13 protein-coding genes are annotated in these 16,466 nt (G+C 64.9%); 9 read left to right on the forward strand and 4 right to left on the reverse strand.

The window, feature by feature from the left end:
- Nucleotides 1-91 precede the first annotated feature (91 nt).
- The 3 genes from WBP06_RS22215 to WBP06_RS22225 all read left to right on the forward strand — a co-directional run bounded on the left by WBP06_RS22215 (nucleotide 92) and on the right by WBP06_RS22225 (nucleotide 4,367).
- A complete protein-coding gene (locus tag WBP06_RS22215; protein ID WP_395337284.1) occupies nucleotides 92-1,204 on the forward strand; it encodes an LLM class flavin-dependent oxidoreductase in 1,113 nt (370 codons plus the stop codon).
- A 200-nt stretch (nucleotides 1,205-1,404) separates the two neighbouring features.
- A complete protein-coding gene (locus WBP06_RS22220) occupies nucleotides 1,405-1,989 on the forward strand; it encodes an NADPH-dependent FMN reductase (protein ID WP_395337286.1) in 585 nt (194 codons plus the stop codon).
- Complete coding sequence (locus tag WBP06_RS22225) at nucleotides 1,986-4,367, forward strand: glycoside hydrolase family 3 protein (RefSeq protein ID WP_395337287.1); 2,382 nt, start codon at nucleotides 1,986-1,988, stop codon at nucleotides 4,365-4,367. The genes WBP06_RS22220 and WBP06_RS22225 overlap by 4 nt, the downstream gene beginning before the upstream one ends.
- A 364-nt stretch (nucleotides 4,368-4,731) precedes the next feature.
- On the opposite strand, the gene WBP06_RS22230 is transcribed toward WBP06_RS22225, so the two are convergent.
- Entirely contained in the window at nucleotides 4,732-5,073 is a 342-nt protein-coding gene (locus WBP06_RS22230) for a hypothetical protein (RefSeq protein ID WP_395337288.1), read from the reverse strand.
- 90 nt (nucleotides 5,074-5,163) lie between these two features.
- On the reverse strand, nucleotides 5,164-6,375 hold the full coding sequence (locus tag WBP06_RS22235) for an MFS transporter (RefSeq protein ID WP_395337289.1): 1,212 nt from the start codon (nucleotides 6,373-6,375) through the stop codon (nucleotides 5,164-5,166).
- A gap of 221 nt (nucleotides 6,376-6,596) precedes the next feature.
- Between WBP06_RS22235 and WBP06_RS22240 the strand changes: the two genes are divergently transcribed.
- The 6 genes from WBP06_RS22240 to WBP06_RS22265 all read left to right on the forward strand — a co-directional run bounded on the left by WBP06_RS22240 (nucleotide 6,597) and on the right by WBP06_RS22265 (nucleotide 13,065).
- Nucleotides 6,597-7,229: a gluconate 2-dehydrogenase subunit 3 family protein gene (locus WBP06_RS22240; protein WP_395337291.1), complete on the forward strand. Its 633-nt coding sequence runs from the start codon at nucleotides 6,597-6,599 to the stop codon at nucleotides 7,227-7,229.
- 2 nt (nucleotides 7,230-7,231) lie between these two features.
- Nucleotides 7,232-8,926: a GMC oxidoreductase gene (locus WBP06_RS22245; RefSeq protein ID WP_395337293.1), complete on the forward strand. Its 1,695-nt coding sequence runs from the start codon at nucleotides 7,232-7,234 to the stop codon at nucleotides 8,924-8,926.
- Nucleotides 8,923-10,350 (forward strand): MFS transporter, encoded by a 1,428-nt coding sequence (locus WBP06_RS22250; protein ID WP_395337294.1) that lies wholly within the window; start codon nucleotides 8,923-8,925, stop codon nucleotides 10,348-10,350. The genes WBP06_RS22245 and WBP06_RS22250 overlap by 4 nt, the downstream gene beginning before the upstream one ends.
- 197 nt (nucleotides 10,351-10,547) lie before the next feature.
- Nucleotides 10,548-11,555 (forward strand): aromatic ring-hydroxylating dioxygenase subunit alpha, encoded by a 1,008-nt coding sequence (locus WBP06_RS22255; RefSeq protein ID WP_395337295.1) that lies wholly within the window; start codon nucleotides 10,548-10,550, stop codon nucleotides 11,553-11,555.
- Between the two features lie 127 nt (nucleotides 11,556-11,682).
- The gene (locus WBP06_RS22260) at nucleotides 11,683-12,030 is read left to right on the forward strand and encodes a hypothetical protein (RefSeq protein ID WP_395337297.1); all 348 of its coding nucleotides are present in this window, start codon (nucleotides 11,683-11,685) and stop codon (nucleotides 12,028-12,030) included.
- 120 nt (nucleotides 12,031-12,150) lie between these two features.
- Nucleotides 12,151-13,065, forward strand: a complete 915-nt coding sequence (locus tag WBP06_RS22265) for a sulfotransferase (protein ID WP_395337298.1) — start codon at nucleotides 12,151-12,153, stop codon at nucleotides 13,063-13,065.
- Between the two features lie 34 nt (nucleotides 13,066-13,099).
- Here WBP06_RS22265 and WBP06_RS22270 read toward each other — a convergent pair whose 3' ends face one another.
- A complete protein-coding gene (locus WBP06_RS22270; protein WP_395337299.1) occupies nucleotides 13,100-15,319 on the reverse strand; it encodes a GumC family protein in 2,220 nt (739 codons plus the stop codon).
- Between the two features lie 33 nt (nucleotides 15,320-15,352).
- Nucleotides 15,353-16,402, reverse strand: a complete 1,050-nt coding sequence (locus WBP06_RS22275; RefSeq protein ID WP_395337301.1) for a hypothetical protein — start codon at nucleotides 16,400-16,402, stop codon at nucleotides 15,353-15,355.
- Nucleotides 16,403-16,466: the final 64 nt, after the last annotated feature.

Below are 16,466 nucleotides of genomic sequence, written 5' to 3' on the forward strand. Positions count from 1 at the left end.
TATCGAAATACGAACGTCAATTCTAATTCAGTCTTATTCACATCGACCGGCACGCCATCGCGGCGGCGGCAATGCCCCAAGGGAGGGGAAGATGCGCTTTTCCGTATTTCTGAACGCCCGTTCGCTTGGTCCCGAACAGGACCGCAAGCTGATGAAGGATCTTGAAGGGCACGCGAAACTGGCGGCCGATCTCGATTACGATGCGATCTTCCTGCCGGACCACCACTTCAACGGCTACATGCCGGTTGCCAGCGACAGCTTCATCTTCGCCGCCTACCTCGCCGCGCAGATGCCGAAGATGCATTTCGGCTTCTCGGTCGTTTCCGTGCCGTTGCATCACCCGGTACGCTTTGCCGAACGGATCAACATCCTGGACCAGTTGACCGACGGCAAGCTGCTGGTCGGCGTCGGTTCGGGCACCACGCCGGAAGAGATGATCGGCTTCGCGGTGGACTATCGCGATGCCGGCCGCCTGGCCGAAAACAACCTGGCGATTGCCGAACAGCTCTGGGCCAAGGGCATGGAAGATCCGGCGGTGGTGATCGACAACGGGCCGTACAAGGGCCGCGTGCTTCAGCGCATCACCCCGTCGCCCTTTACGCCGGGCCATGCGCGCCTGATGCCGGTGGCGATGAAGGAGGCCAGCTCGCGCCGCGCGGCGGAGAATGGCTGGCCGGCGTTCATCCCTGCCTTCACCCCGCCCAAGATCGGCGGAACCGAGCCCTTCGTCCACGTGAAGAAGTGGTTCGACATCTACAAGGGCTTCCTGCTGGAAGCCGGCCATGACGATGCGGTGGTCAAGTCCGCGCTCGACTGGACGACGCACACCTATCAGGTCGTCCATGTGGCCGAGAGCGATGATCAGGCGCGCGAGGAACTGGAAGTGATCCTGCGCAGCTATCAGGAAGCGATCGAGCGCGAGGCGGAGTTCAACGCCCGCGCCGAAAGCGACGATGCCAACAAGAAGACGGACAAGACGCCCGACGCGCTGACCGACGACTGGATCGGCACCTGGTGTCTCTACGGCTCGCCCGAAACGGTGGTGGAGCATCTGACGCCTTATGCCGAACTGGGTATCGGCAACGTCCTTTGCGGCACCACCACCGGCCCGCTGACCGAGCAGCGCCTTGCCTATGGCGACCAGACGCTGCGCCTGATGGCGGAAAAGGTGATGCCGGCGTTCAAGGCAGCCGTTCCGGCCTGAGGGTTGGTTTGAAAATCCGCTGAAGGCGGATTTTGCGGCACCGGCCCGCTCCCCCACCCAACCACCCACGAGAATATCCTGTTGGATGGTTGGTTGGAGGAGCGAGCCGGTACCGCCCCGAGAATGCCCGTTCGGGCATTCTCGGTAGATCGACATGACGGTGTGGCCCACAAGAAGGCCGCGCCAGTGAGGAGAATGCGATGACCGTGATTTCGTCCACCCCGCGGCGGATCGTGGGGCTTGGTGGTACGTTCCGCCAGTCTTCTTCCAGCGAGCGGATCGTGCGCGCCGTGCTGGCCGAATGCGCGGCTCTCGGCGCCGATACCGTGATGTTCGATGGCCCTGAGCTGGCCGCGCTGCCGCACTTCAATCCGGAGAACCCGGCCCGTACGCCCGAAGAGCAGACGCTGGTGGAGGCCGTGCGCGGTGCGGATGGCATCGTGATCGGCAGCCCCGGCTATCACGGCGGTTATTCCGGCCTGGTCAAGAACGCCATCGACTTGCTGGAAGACTTGCGCGGCGATGCGCGCGTCTATTTCGACGGGCGCCCGGTCGGCCTCGTCGTCACCGCAGCAGGCTGGCAGGCCTGCGGCACCACGCTTTCGGCCATGCGCGACGTGGTCCACGCCATGCGTGGCTGGCCGACGCCGGTGGGTGTGGCGGTCAACTCCGTCGAGCAGAAGCCTTTCGCCGCGGACGGTAGCCTCACCGACCAGGGCATTGCCCGCGCCGTACGCGCGCAGGCCGAGCAGATCATGGGTTTCCGCATGGAGGCATCGGCATGAGCGATCTCACCTTGGCGCAATCCTGTGCGCTCACGGCCGGTGGCGCGATGTGGTCTACGCTCGCCGTGCCCGAAGCCGGCATACCGTCCTTCACCATGTCCGACGGCCCGCTCGGCATCGCCAGCGGCAAAGTGGACGAGCGGGATATCGCCTTGCTCAGCCCGTGTTCGACGCTGCTGGGTGCGACCTGGGATCGCGATCTCACCCGGCGCGTTGGTGCGCTGGTCGGCAGCGAGGCCGTCTCGCGCGGGGTGGATGCGGTGCTGGCGCCCAACCTGAACCTCGCGCGCAGTCCGCTGGCGGGCCGTGCCTTCGAATATTTCTCCGAGGACCCGGTGCTGACCGGCGTGCTCGGCGCCGAATGGGTCAAGGGCCTGCAATCGACCGGTACCGGTTCCGTCGCCAAGCACATGGTCTGCAACGACAGTGAGACTGCGCGCGACGAGGTCGACGTGCAGGTGGACGAGCGGACCTTGCGTGAGGTTTACCTGCTGCCGTTCGAATATGCTGCGAAGGCCGGCTGCGTGGGGCTGATGGCGGCCTACAACAAGGTGAACGGATCGTGGTGCTCCGAACAGGCGCATGTCCTGACCAGCGTGGTCAAGCAGGACTGGGGCTTTGCGGGCCTGATCATGAGCGACTGGTTCGGCACCCATTCCAGCGAGGGCACGATCAACGCCGGCCTCGATCTGGAAATGCCGGGGCCGGCGCGGTTCATGGGGAACAAGCTGGAGGCGGCAGTGGCTGTGGGGGCGGTCGATCCGGCGCGCATTGAGGACGCGGCTTCGCGCGTGGCTTCCGTCGCGCGCCGGATCACTGCCGGCAAGACCCCGCCGATGCCGGCAGCCGAGGCGGAGGCGCTCTTGATCGAGGCGGCGGCCGCCGGTTTCACGCTGCTGCGCAACGACGGTGATATGCTGCCGCTCGTGCCGGGATCAGTGAAGACTTTGGCGGTGATCGGCCCCAATGCCTGGGCGCCATGCTTCCAGGGTGGCACCTTCGCCAAGATATCGATCTCGCCCGATGCGCCGACGCCGGTCGAAGCGCTGCGCGAGACTTATGGCGCCTCGTGCGAGATCCTGTTCGAGCCCGGCGTCGATCCGCAGCCGCGCCTGCCGAACATGGCCGTGTCGCCCGCGATGGATATCGGCGACGGCTGCACGCGCGGCATGACGCTGGAATATTATGGCGCACCTAACTGTGCGGGCGAAGTGCTCACCCGCGAGACGCGCGACACCAATTCGTTGGTCTGGTTCGTGGGGGTCCATGATCAGGCGCGCTTTACGGAGCCGGGCTCGGTACGCGCCAGCGGTCACTACACGGCGACGCGCGGCGGCGAACACAGGCTGCACCTCGGCTCGACCGGCGCGGCGCGCATCCTTGTCGATGGGGCGGAAGTGTTGCGCGCGGGCGGAGAGATCCCGGCAGGCGATGTGATGGGCGTGCTGAAGCGCGGCGATTCCGATGTGGTTAGCTTCGATCTCGCCGAAGGGCAGGAGGTTTTGATCACGGTCGAATTCTCGTGGACCGGCGGGCGCGTGCAAGGCCTGTGGTATGGCCTTCGCGGCCCCGGCAGCGCCGAAGAGATGCTGCAGGCCGCGGTCAATGTTGCCCGTGCGGCGGACGCGGTGTTCCTGATCGTGGGCGAGACTTCGGATTCCAGCGTGGAGAGCAAGGACCGGCCCGATACCCTGTTGCCCGCCGAACAGCTGCGCCTGATCGATGCGGTGACGGCGGCCAATCCGCGCACGGCCGTGATCGTCAATGTCGGCCATGCGTTCGACAGCGCGTGGGAGGATAAGGCAGCGGCGCTGCTCTCGGTCTGGTATCCGGGAGAGGGTTTCGCCCGCGCTTTGGCCGATGTGCTTTCGGGCACGCGCGAGCCGGGTGGGCGCATGCCGGTGACGATCGCCACAAGCGAGGCGGACTATCCTGCCTTTGCGCTCCAGCCCGCCGCCGATGGTTCGCTGGCCTATTCCGAAGGCACGCTGTTGGGCTATCGCGGGCTTGCCGCCAAGGGCACGGCCGCGCGCCATCCGTTCGGATCGGGTATGGGTTATGCGCGTTTCGAATGGACCGATGCAGCGGTCGAGGAGGACGCGCTGCGAGTGACCGTGCGCAATCTGTCGAACCGCGCGGGCAGCGATGTCGTGCAGGTCTACCGCGATCGCCCCGAATGTGCGCTGGTAGGTTTTACCCGTATTCAGCTGGACGCCGGGGAGAGCCGCCGGGTCACTGTTCCGCTGGAACCACGTGCATTGCAGCGCTGGGGCGAGCATGGCTGGGAGCCGCTAGCCGATCGCCTGACCCTGCGACTTGCCCGGCATTGCGAGGACGCCGGCCTGACCGTCGAGATGGAGATCGCCGCGCTCGTCTAGGCGGCGCAAGGAAAGGCAACGAATATCCCGCCGGGCGCGATCCTGGCGGGATTTTTTATTGCCCTATGCGGTTCGGACAGTCGGGCAGCGTCCATGATGCGAAACGGTGCGGCCTCATCGCCTTGGCGAGAGGCGATTTCGGCGGATTATCGACGATGGCGGCTTCAGACAGGGCGCGGGATCGCGACAAATCTCCGACGTCCGGCCCCGTGCCAGCAAAAGGGGCGGCATCGCCTTTTGTCGAGCTAGTGAAATACGTCCTGCAGGGCCCCGACTGTCCCTATGGCCGTCGGGATTGCGGCAATCCGTCCTGGTGCGACCAATGCCATGAAGACCGCATCCTCTAACGGATACCGGTCGCCGGTCAGCGGCGCTTCTTGGGGATGGTCGCGGTGAAATCCGGATCCTTGTTGGCCACCCAGTCGACGAACTTGCGCACCGCGGGATCCGCCAACAGGCCCTCAACATCCATGCCGTGGCGCTGCAGTTCCGAATTGGTGAAATTGGCGATCAACGTCTGCTGGCAGATCGGGTGCATCGGCACCACATCGCGCCCGCCCCGGCTCTTGGGAACGGGGTGGTGCCAGACGATCGTCTCACCCGTGGGGCGGCTGCAGAGCCAGCACGGCACGGGCGGCGGCGGAGCTTCGTCCTCCTCGCTGCCGAAGTCGTCATAGGGTCCATGTTTGCGATGCTTGCGGGCCATGGCCATGCCTATAGCGGGTGCGGCAGACATTGCCACACCCGCTTCACCTTCGATCGCTGATGCGCCGGAAATGTCCCGTGCGAGCGATGGTTAAACCGCCAGCGGTGCCTTGCTCCGCGTGATGCCCATGCTCAGCGCGCCGATGGCGACCGCCAGCGAAACCACGCCCGCCGTGACGAAGGCGCCCTGCATGGACCCGGTCGCGCCGCTGGCCTGATGGACGAGGACGGGCGAGATGAACTGGCCGAAGAAGAACGATCCCGTCCAGATGCCCATGCCCCGGCCGCGATGCTCGAACGGGAACTTGGTCTGCGCCCAGGCGATCAGCGACGGCACCGCCATGCCCGCGCCGGTCTGCTGAATGGCAAGGCCGACGATCATCTCGCCCGGATTGCGTGCCAGCCCGATCACCGCAAGGCCGGTGCCCAGGATCGCGAGGAACGCACCCAGTTGCACGCCGTTGGAGCGGCCCGAAAGGATGCGGAACAGCAGCGCGCCCAGGATGACGAACAGGCTGGGCAGGAAGCTCATCTTGGCGACGGCGGCGGGATCGGTCACGCCTACTTCGCCAAAGGCGATGCTGCCGTTGACGATGAAGACGTAGTACTGCGCGGCCGAGAACAGCGTCAGCGCGGCAACGCCCAGTGCGGCGCCCAGTGGGAAGCGCGGCTTTTCCGTTACGGTCGCCGTTGGCACATCATCATGCGCGGCGCGGCCCTTCGGTTCGTAGAGGAACGCCAGCATCGCGAAATAGATCGGGAAAGCGACAAGGTAGACCAGGAACCCGCCGTTCCACTTCATCGAGGCGACAAGGCCTGACAGCAGGATCACGCCAGAGGCAAGAAACGGGCCCACGACGCCTTGCAGGAACAGCCAGTTGCGGCGGCTTTCGTTGTCCCAGTAGTCGCCGATCAGGGTGTTGACGATGGTCAGGATGCCCGCCTCGCAAATGCCCAGCGCCAGTCGGCTGGCGAAGATCTGATTCAGGTCGTCCAGGAAGAAGGGCAGGGTGCCGAACATTCCGTAGAAGAACGTGCAGATCAGCAGCAGCCGGCGGCGGCCGAACTTGTCCACGAACCAGCCCGCGAACGGGGCGAGGATCGCGATGGTAAGGCCCGGCGCGGTGACCATCAGTGGCACCTTGGCGGCGGCATTCGGATCCGTCTGGAAATGCGCGATCATCGATGCGACGATCGGGAACATCGATACGATCGCGAAGATCGGTAGGAAGGCCGCGATGACGATCGTCATGCCCTGCGGCTTCATGGTGAGCTTGCTGAAGAATCGGGAAACCGGGTTCATGCCTCTCCGCCCGCGCCGCTGACCGGCGCTATATTAGAATTACTATTCCTGTTTCCTATCGACGATTTTGATCGCGGTCAATGCAATCGAAGGCCTTGACCGAACGGCTCATCTAAAATTAGAACCATCATTATAAATTGTGCGAGAGGAAGCATGGCGAAAGTGCGCCCGAAGATGGGCATTGATGGGGCGTTCGGCGCCCGGCTGATGGAAATCGGCGCATGAACCGCGCGCAAACGGGCTGGAATCGTCGGGAGTTCACGGCCGGCGCAGCGCTGCTGGCGCTGGCCTTGGGCATTCCGGTAGCCGGGGTGAAGCTGACCGATCTCGACGCGGCGGACCTGCCGAGCGACCGGCAGGGCAGGCTGATCGCGGAGGTTTCCGATCTTGTGATCCCGCGCACCGAAACGCCGGGCGCGATGGATGTGGATGTGGGCGATTTCGTCGTTCTCGCGCTTGCCCACGGGCTTTCCGGTACGCGCGCGACCATGGCTTCGGATATGGTGACGGCCGCCATTGCCCCCTTCCGCCGCCGCGATGGGTCGCTGCGCTATCTGCCGTGGTTGGAACATACGCTCGACCGAGCGGCGGGCGGCGACTTCCTGCGGCACGATCGTGCCGAACGCACGCGCCTGCTGGCCGCACTCGACGCAGAGGCTTTCGCGCAAGGCGCGCCGCCATCGCCGTGGACGACGCTGAAGGGCCTGATCCTCACCGGCTACTACACCAGCGAAGCGGGCGGATCGCAGGAGCTTCGCTACGAACTGGTCCCCGGCAAGTGGGAGTGGGACATTCCCATCCACCCTGGCGATCGCGCATTTTCCAGCGACTGGACCGCAGTGGATTTCGGCTGACAATGACCAACAATACGCAATTTGACGCTATCGTCGTCGGCTCCGGCATCACCGGCGGATGGGCGGCCAAGGAACTGACCGAGGCCGGCCTGACCGTCCTGATGGTGGAGCGCGGCCGCAATATCGAGCATCAGACGGGCTACGACACCGAACTCAAGGCCCCGTGGGAAATGGAGTTTCGCGGGCAGGGCGATGCCGAGCTTTATGCGCGGGAATACCCGGTGCAGATGCTCAACCGGCACTTCAATGAGTTCACCGAAGGCCACTTCGTCAACGACGCCGATCAGCCTTACCAGAAAGCGCCGGGCAAGGATTTCGACTGGTTCCGTTCCTACCAGTTGGGCGGCCGCTCGCTGACCTGGGGGCGGCAGTGCTATCGCTGGTCGGACTACGATTTCGGCGCCAACAAGCGCGATGGTTTCGGCACCGACTGGCCGATCCGCTACGCCGACATTGCCCCGTGGTACGACAAGGTGGAGGAATTCGTCGGCGTTTCCGGCGCTGCGGAAGGGTTGCCGCAGCTTCCCGACGGCCGCTTCCTGCCGCCGATGGAACTGAACTGCGTCGAATCCGCCATGCGGGAGCGGATTCGGGCCAAATACCCCGACCGGGTGATGACCATCGGTCGCACCGCCAACCTGACGGAAGCGCGGCCGGAACAGGGCCGCGCGCACTGTCAGTACCGCAGCATCTGCGCACGCGGATGTTCCTATGGCGCCTATTTCTCCACGCAATCGGCCACGCTGCCGGCAGCGAAGAAGACCGGCCGGCTCACCGTTGTTACCGATGCGCAGGTTCACAAGGTGGACTATGACGCGAAGACCGGCCGCGTTACCGGCGTGCGCTGGATCGATACCAAGACGGGCGAGCACAAGGTGGCCCATGCCCGCGTCGTATTTCTGAACGCGGGCGCGTTCAACTCGGTCCATCTGATGCTGAATTCCGCCAGCGAGGCGATGCCGCATGGCCTTGCCAACTCCAGCGGCGTGCTGGGCACGCATATCATGGACCATGCAAACACGATGGCGGCGATGGCGGTGGTGCCCGGTTTCGAGGGACGAACCACTTTCGGCAACCGCCCCACCGGCATCGTCATCCCGCGCTTCCGCAATCTGGACACGCTGGACGGCGATGGCTTCACGCGCGGCTATTCGTTCCAAGGCGGCGCGCTGCAAGGCACCTGGACGCGCGGCAAGCGGATGGGCGGCATCGGCAAGGACTACAAGGAGCAGCTGCACCAGATCGGCCCCTGGACGATGGTGCTGGTGGTCTTCGCGGATTCGATGCCGCGCGCCAGCAATCGCCTGACGCTGAGCAATCGTACCGACCCACGCGGTGTGCGCCAGCTGGAGATCGCCTTCGAGCACGGCAAGGAGGAAATGGCCGCGCTTGCGGACGCGCATCGTGAGGCGACCAGGATGCTTACCGATGCGGGCGGCCATGTCATCATGGGCTTTGACCGGCCCGGCCACGGCGGCACGTCGATCCACGAGATGGGCGGCGCGCGGATGGGCTGGGATCCCAAGACCTCCGTGCTCAGCCGCCTGAGCCAGGCGCACGATATTCCGAACCTGTTCGTCACCGATGGCGCGCAGATGAGTTCTTCGGCCTGCCAGAATCCTTCACTCACGTACATGGCGCTGACTGCGCGGGCCTGCGCGACGGCGGTTTCGATGCTGAAGGAAGGCGTGATTTGACCGCACTTGCGTCGCGGGCGCTTCCCGTGGACCTGACCGAGCGGCAGAAGTCGCTCGCCTATCTGACATTGATGGTGGCCCTGGTCCTGGAGATCGTGGACGTCACCATCGTCAACACGGCCCTGCCGGTGATCGAGCGCGATTTCGGCGCGGCGGCAGCGCAGGCGCAATGGGTGGCGGCAGCCTATTCGCTGGCCTTCGCCCTGCTGCTGATGCTGGGCGGACGATTGGGCGATGCTTTCGGCTACAACCGCCTGTTTATCGGCGGCGTCGCAGGCTTCACGTTCGCCTCGCTGCTTTGCGGAATGTCGGGCAGCCCGGACCAGTTGATCGCCGCGCGCGTACTGCAGGGAGCCGCCGGGGCGATGATGGCGCCGCAAGTGATGGCGCTGATCCAGGTGCTGTTCGAACCGCTTGAGCGCGTGGCGAAACTAGCGTGGGTGGGCGTAATCGGCGGGCTGTCGGCCATTTGCGGGCCGATCATCGGTGGCGTGCTGATCCATGCCAACCTGTTCGATCTTGGCTGGCGCAGCGTGTTCCTGATCAATGTGCCGGTCGGCATCGCGGCGGTGATCGTGGCGTCGAGGCTGCTGCCGGCGGCGCGTTCACCTGTCGCGCGCGGGATCGACGGGGGCGGCACCACGCTATTCGCCGCATCGATGGCGGCGCTGCTCTATCCGTTGGTGCGCGGGCACGATCTGGGTTGGCGGCCGTGGCACATGGCCCTGCTGGTTGCCGCGCCGATCCTGCTGGCGATTGTATGGCGACGCACCCTTCGGCGGCAGCGGAGCGGCGAGGCAACGCTGTTCGCACCGGAACTGTTCGGCCAGCGGCAATTCTCGTTCGGCCTTGCGATCGCGCTCGCGTTTGGTGCGGCGACGGGCGGTTTCCTGTTCGTCTTCGCGTTCGGAGCGCAGAAGCTGCTGGGCTTTTCGCCGCTGGAAACCGGCCTGCTGCATATCCCGTTCAGCGCCGGCGTCATGCTGGGCATTGCCTTTCTCGGCCGCAAGCTGGTGACCAGCCATGGCAAGTGGGTGCTTGTTGGCGGCATTGCGCTGATGGCCTTGTTCGCGGGCGGCACGCTGCTTTGGATCGAGAGTGGTATTGCGTTCTGGTGGGCATTGCCATGCCTTGCACTGGCGGGGACGGGCATGGGCATGACCAGCGGCCCGTTGACGCCGGTGATCCTGGCGCGGGTGGACCGCAGCCATGCCGGCGTTGCGAGCGGTCTGATCAAGACGGTGCAGGAACTGGGCATGGCGCTGGGCATCGCTGTGGTGGGCACGGCTTTTTTCGCGAGTGCGCCGGCTGGCGAAGTGGGCGCGATCCTTCCGGCCATCGCCGCGATCGAGGGGTTGATGCTGCTCTGCCTCGCGCTCGCGCTCCAGTTGCCCGCGCCGTTGTTTCCCGAGCATGATGGTTGACTGGAATTTTGATTCTATTTAGAACTGGAGTCGAGCCTGGTAGCGGAGTTTCTCCGCTTGGGAAGTCGGCGCCGCCATATCTGGCCGCGCCTTCATGCTGCGGGCCGCTTTGTCCTTCGGGACGACCCTTTCGGGGGCGGCGGCGCAGCATGTAGAGACATCGTTCCGCCTCTTCCGAAAACCATTGGGAGAAGCCGATGTCCGATTACGTTCGCAACCTCTGGTATCTCGCGGCCTGGGATCATGAAGTCTCGCCAGGGGGCATGATGTCTCGCCGTCTGCTGGACGAAACGTGGCTGATCGCCAGCCTTTCAGACGGAACATATGCGATGCTGGCGGATCGTTGCCCGCATCGCTTCGTGCCGCTGAGCAAGGGGCAATTGCAAGACGATGTGATCCACTGCCCCTATCACGGCCTCGGCTTCGATCGCACGGGGGCGTGCGTCCATAACCCTTTCCCGGCGCCCCCGCCCGCCCATGCCCGCGCGCGAACGATGCCGGTGGTCCATCGCCATAGGGGCCTCTGGTTCTGGCCCGGCGATCCCGAACAGGCGGACCCTGCCCTGATCCCCGATTTCGCCTTCGTCGATCGCGGGGGAATGCAGCGCAGTCGCCTGGTGATCCAGGGGAACTACGAGTTGATGACGGACAACCTGATGGACCTGACCCACGCGGAATTCCTCCACATCGCGAGCTTCGGGGTGAACGGTTCGATCTTTTCCGGACGACAATCGGTCCTCACCGAGGAGAGCGGTGCGATCTGGAACAACTGGGACATGGAGGCCGTCACCCCGCCGATGTGGGCCGAACCGATGCTGGGGGATGCCGAACTCGTGGACCAGTGGCTACACATGCGCTGGCACGCGCCCGCGTCGATGGCGCTGACGGTCGGCCTTGCGAAAGCCGGCACAGGCAGAGCGGACATGGTGGTGCCGGTGATGACCAATCCGCACATCATCACGCCCGAGACGCGCACCAGTTGCCACTACTTTTACGACCACGAGGCAAGCCCCGAAGCAAAGGCGCTGGCGCGTCAGGTCTTCGTGGAGGAGGACGAGCCGATGATCGAGGCGGCGCAGGAGGCGCTGGGAGACGGGGACTTCTGGGCGGCGCGTCCGGCAATCCTGGAAACCGATGCCGGGGCGATCCGCGCGCGGCGACGGTTGATGCAGCTGCGCCGCGCCGAAGCGCAGGCAGCGGCCTGACAGCCGGCCACCGACATGCGGGAAGCCGGCGGCCCGCATGTCGGTGAATTATTGTGAACAAGGGACTTTCTCGATTCCGCCGGGCTTGGTAGTCCACGAGTTCGAACGTGCCGCCGAGAGCCAGAACATGAAGAATGCCGGGCAGATGCACCGTGCCGATCTGGAGGTTACCGTCCTGCGCGCGGGGCCGTTGCGGATCGATGGCCGGGTTGCCGGCGGTGCCGCCGACGACGGGCCGATGCTGGTGGGCATGGACGTCGCGGTATTCCTGAACCCGCCGCATACGGCCTTCACCGACCCGGAGATTGCCGGGCAGGCGCGCGTCTACGAGGACCGGATAGAGATCGACCTGGTTTTGCCGCAAAGCCGTGTCGCCACTCTTGCCGAGGCCCTTGGCGAAGGGGCGGCGCTTCAGTTCCAGACCCGCGCGATCACCGATACCCTGTTTCGGATCGAGGCTGTCGGCACGGTCTGAGGCGGTTTGGGCCGGGGCGTCATTACCGCGAAAGAGATGGTGCCTTTCTCTCAATAGCAGCCACGATGCGCCGCGCGGCGGTTATCCTGACCGGCAGGGATCAAACCGCCGACGGGATCGATGAAGTCACGCATCAACAAGCTGCTGAAGCCGCTGGGCTACGAGCTCGACCAATTGGACGAGCGTCCCTATTGGCCTCGTGCACGGGCGAAGCGGATCGACAGACCCTTCCTGTTCCTGCTCACCCCCGCCGGGTCGGGCTCAGCCGACATCGCCTGGTACATGAGCCGGCGCAGCGACATCGGAGGGTTGCACCACAGTTTCGAGGGGCAGCGTCTGGTCAAGGGGCTGATGGACAGCGACCGCTGGTGGCCTGAGAAATTCGTGGACTATGAAGCCGTTCTGGGCGCTTGGAGCAGGCGGATCGCCGAAGCCGATCCCGAAGGGCGTTATGCCTGGTGGTTGGAAAAGAGCCCCGCGAACATGGTTCGTCACAGGCAGCTTCTGGAATATTTCCCGAACCATCGCGTGGTCGTGAACAATCGCGGCCCGGTCGCCAATGTGGCGGCCCAGGTTCGTCGCTATCTGTTCAAGGAGTATCACGGCGCGCATCGGCCGCTCGTCGTGCGTCATCTGGCGCGGATCTGGCTGTGGCGCAGCCGGCTGCTGATGCAGGCGGTGCGCGATCATGGCTATCCCTGCCTGTCCTATGAGGCGTTCTGCAGGCGTCCGGCTGCCATCGCCGAAGCGTTCGGGCTTGAGCCGCTGCCGCTGGTCGGTGGCGACGACATGCCCCCTGGGGCCATCTCCTCCAGCGGGGCGCGAACCGGCCCCGACACCGCACGCCAGCTTACCGAGCATGAGCGTGAAATGGTGGTGGATGAGCTTTCCGGGGCTTCCGAAGTACTGCAATTCTTCGGCTATGACCTCGCGACGGAACTGGCGGCGGAAGACGGAGGGGAAATCGGGGAACCCCATCTGCGGGCCGTAGCGGCCGATGGCTCACGGAGTGGTGACGCAGGCGCCCCGTCCTGAGTTTTCTCGGAGTTCGTTACGAATTCGGCGCCTCTCAGGTCGTCGCGGTGCGGCTGTAGTAGTACTGATAATAGGCCATTTCCTCGCCCAGTACTGCGGCGGAGCGAGTATCGACCTGGGTCAGCACGACGCCGAAGATATGGGCTTCGGCGCGTTCCAGTTCGCGCAGCGCCGTCTTGATGACGCTGCGCGGCGTCGTGCGCCAGCGCACGACCATCAGGACCGCATCGGCCATGGCCGCGACGGCGCGGGCCTCTGCCACGGGGATGGCAGGGGCGATGTCCAATACGATCAGGTCGTAACGATGCTTGCAGCTTTCCAGCAGCGCTACCGTCGCGTCGGACTGGACGATATCGAAATTGCCGGCGCCTGAGGAGTTCAGCGGCAGGACATGCGCGCCGGAGGCCGGATCGGTAAGGATCACATCGTCCAGTCGGGCGTGGCCGGACAGGACCTCCACCAGCCCGGATCGGCCGGACAGCCCCAGTGCCAGCGTGGTGCCCAGCCGGCGGAAGTCGCAATCCACCAGCAGCGTCCGGCGTCCGGCCATGGCGGCCGAGCGTGCCAGTGCGATGGCGGTGCTGGTCTTGCCTTCGTCCGGGATCGAGGATGTGATACCGACGGTTTGCGCCAATTGGCCCTTCTGGCCGATGCGCAACGCCGTCCAGATCGCGCGGACCGATTCCGAAAATGGGGACTCCCGGTTCTTGACCAGAAAATCCGGTACGGAGAGCAGTTCGCCCTTGTGGAAGTCCGGCTCGTCCATCGTGCCGATATCCGGCAGGCTGCTGATTACCTTGAAGCCCGTGAATTCCTCCGCCTCTGTCCGGGTGCGGATGCCGCGTTCGCGCCATTCCAGCAGGAGCGCCAGCACCACCGCCGCGATCACGCCGGCGATCAGGCCACCCAACAGGTAGACGAGGATGTCTGGCGAGGTGGGTAGCGTTGGCGGTTGCGCGCGCGAGATGATGTCGGCCTTGCTCTTTTCGGTGCCGCGGGTCGCCAGTTCGACGCGATAACGGTCGAGGAAGGTCTGGTAGAGCTGGCGAGAGCTTTCGGCGACGCGTTCCAGTTCGGCCAGACGGACCGAGGCGTTGTTGCCGGCCATCAGGCGGCCCTGGGTTCCGCCCATCACGTTCTGGATCGCGCCTACGCGCTGGCTGGCGACGCGGATGTCCTGTGCGACGCCGGCGCTGGCGCGCGCAATCTCGCGATTGAGCGAGGCGCGCGTGGAGGCGAGTTCGGCCTCCGTTCGCATACGATCCGGATGGTTGGGCCCCAGCGTGGCGGACTGCTGCGCCAGCTTCTGCTCCAGCGTGGCGACCTTGCTGCGCAAATCGGCGATCACCGGGCTGGAATTGACGACAGAACCACTTGCGCCGGCATTGGCGCTGGCCCGGCCCTCTGCGGCGGCGAGATCGCCCTTGGCGGCAGCAAGTTCGGTATTCAGCGTGGAGAGTTCCTGCTGGCCGATCGTGTTGTCGTTACTGGAGCCGACCAGATTGGCGCTGGCCTTGTAGCCGGCCACATCCGCTTCGGCCCGCTGCACATCGCCGCGCAACTGGTCCAGCCGCGTGCGGAGCATCTGGATGTCCACGGTGCGGGCTGCCTGCGCTGCCTGCACTTGTCCGCCGACATAGGCATCGGCGACGGCATTGGCCACGAGCGCGGAAACTTGCGGGTTGTTGGAACTGAAGGCCAGGTTGATCGCGTAGGACAGTCCCTTGCGTTCCACCGTCAGGCTGGATCGGACGAGATTGGTGGCTGCTTCTACCGAGATCGGCCCGGTCGCGTCCCGTGCCTTGGCGTGAAGAAAGGCGGGATTGGTGTTCAGCTTCGCGCGTTCCACCGCAGCTTGGGCGATTTCCGGCGAACTGAGAACCTGAACCTCGGTATCGACCGCCGGGGAATCGATCACATCGTCCCGGTCGCTCTGCGCGGTACGCACGATCTGCTGATCGTTACGGTCCAGCGCCAGGATCACGTTGGCGTCGTAGACCTTTTGCGCCAGCATATAGGCCAGCATCGTCATCGCCAGCACTGCCGCGATCACGCCGAGCATGACCCATTTGTAGCGCCAGGCCAGTGTGGCCATCCAGGCTAGGTCTATGACCTTGTCACTCTGCCCGGCCGGCGCGGGGCCGCCGCCCCCGCCTTTACCCTCGGCCGCTGGAGCAGCGCCCTGGGAAGCGCGGGATTCGTGCCCGGCCTCTCGTGCGGATCGAGTATCGAGTTGCTGGGAACCGAAGTGCAAGTCCGCAAGCTCCTGGGCCGGGGAACGCCGCGACTATCTTGAGGTAGAACCGCGCGCTTGATCCATGAGAAACAGGTAGTAATTCGAAATCTCCCGCACGATCCGGCCGGGTGCGCGACGGGCGACGAATTCCTGGTCGATCATGCCCATCACCCCGCTTGCGCGGTCGAACGCATCGGCGATCTGGACATGCGTGAGCGGAGCGACGATTTCCGTCACACGGGGGGGGGGCAGTTCCTCCAGCAGCGGCTCGAAAGCGGGGAGGGCCGATACCAGCAGCGGCGTGCCGCGTTCGGCGGCCAGGACGGCCAGGCCGCTGTTCTCTCCGCTGTGATAGGGCAGGACGAGAAGGCCGGTTTCAGCCAGCCGATCGGCCATTTCCTGCTCGCTCAGCCGCTGCAGGACGAATTCCAGCTGCCATCCGCGATGTTGCAGTGCACACAATCTGGCCTCCAGCGCGGCGGGGTCGATCCCGTCGGAGGGCAGGCCGTGAACCAGATAGCGCCGCCGGTCCGGCTCTGCCGCTTCCAGAGCCTCAAGTAGCACGTCCAAACCTTTGTAAGCCTTGAGGTCGCCCAGGAACGCCACCGTTCCCGGTGGCAGCGTTTTGCGCGTGGCGGCGGGGTAGGCGCCGGCGTAAGTCCAGTGCGGGGCGATCAGATACTCCTTTTTCGCAATTGCGGGATAAATGGTGCGCGCCTCGCGCAGACTGTCGGCCGAAAGGGCGTGAACGCCGTCCACAAGGCCCAGCAATCGCAGCATCCACCAGCGTTCCAGCCGGGGGCGCAGCGCTTCGTGCGATGCCACATTGTGCACCGTCCAGACGATTCGCGCGCCGCGCGCCTTTTGCAGTGCCAGGAAGGTCAGCCACAGAGTGATCGAGCGCAGGCTGAGCAGCAGACTGTCCTGCACCACCTTCTGCGGCCAGTGCAGGTGCACGATGTCGCAACGGCCCAGCACGCGCTGCGGCCAACTGGGCGAGAAGGCGGTATGACCAAGCTTGCGTAATTCATCGATCAGCGTCGAGGTATAGGGATTGCTCCGCCGATTTTCTTCACCGGGGAACGACCAGATCACGGCCATCGGCATCTGCCTCGTCGCTGTGCCATCAGGCGCTTATACCTAATTGCACTGGATAGGCGTTCTG

Origin of the sequence: Novosphingobium mississippiense, assembly GCF_044029535.1 — a bacterium.
In the GTDB taxonomy this organism is placed as follows: Bacteria; Pseudomonadota; Alphaproteobacteria; order Sphingomonadales; family Sphingomonadaceae; genus Novosphingobium.

Coding starts and splice junctions, on each gene's coding strand:
- WBP06_RS22260 (WP_395337297.1), top strand. CDS start 11,683: ATGAAGAATGCCGGGCAGATGCACCGTGCCGATCTGGAGGTTACCGTC.
- WBP06_RS22230 (WP_395337288.1), bottom strand. CDS start 5,073: ATGGCCCGCAAGCATCGCAAACATGGACCCTATGACGACTTCGGCAGC.
- WBP06_RS22225 (WP_395337287.1), top strand. CDS start 1,986: ATGAGCGATCTCACCTTGGCGCAATCCTGTGCGCTCACGGCCGGTGGC.
- WBP06_RS22220 (WP_395337286.1), top strand. CDS start 1,405: ATGACCGTGATTTCGTCCACCCCGCGGCGGATCGTGGGGCTTGGTGGT.
- WBP06_RS22240 (WP_395337291.1), top strand. CDS start 6,597: ATGAACCGCGCGCAAACGGGCTGGAATCGTCGGGAGTTCACGGCCGGC.
- WBP06_RS22265 (WP_395337298.1), top strand. CDS start 12,151: ATGAAGTCACGCATCAACAAGCTGCTGAAGCCGCTGGGCTACGAGCTC.
- WBP06_RS22245 (WP_395337293.1), top strand. CDS start 7,232: ATGACCAACAATACGCAATTTGACGCTATCGTCGTCGGCTCCGGCATC.
- WBP06_RS22235 (WP_395337289.1), bottom strand. CDS start 6,375: ATGAACCCGGTTTCCCGATTCTTCAGCAAGCTCACCATGAAGCCGCAG.
- WBP06_RS22255 (WP_395337295.1), top strand. CDS start 10,548: ATGTCCGATTACGTTCGCAACCTCTGGTATCTCGCGGCCTGGGATCAT.
- WBP06_RS22275 (WP_395337301.1), bottom strand. CDS start 16,402: ATGGCCGTGATCTGGTCGTTCCCCGGTGAAGAAAATCGGCGGAGCAAT.
- WBP06_RS22215 (WP_395337284.1), top strand. CDS start 92: ATGCGCTTTTCCGTATTTCTGAACGCCCGTTCGCTTGGTCCCGAACAG.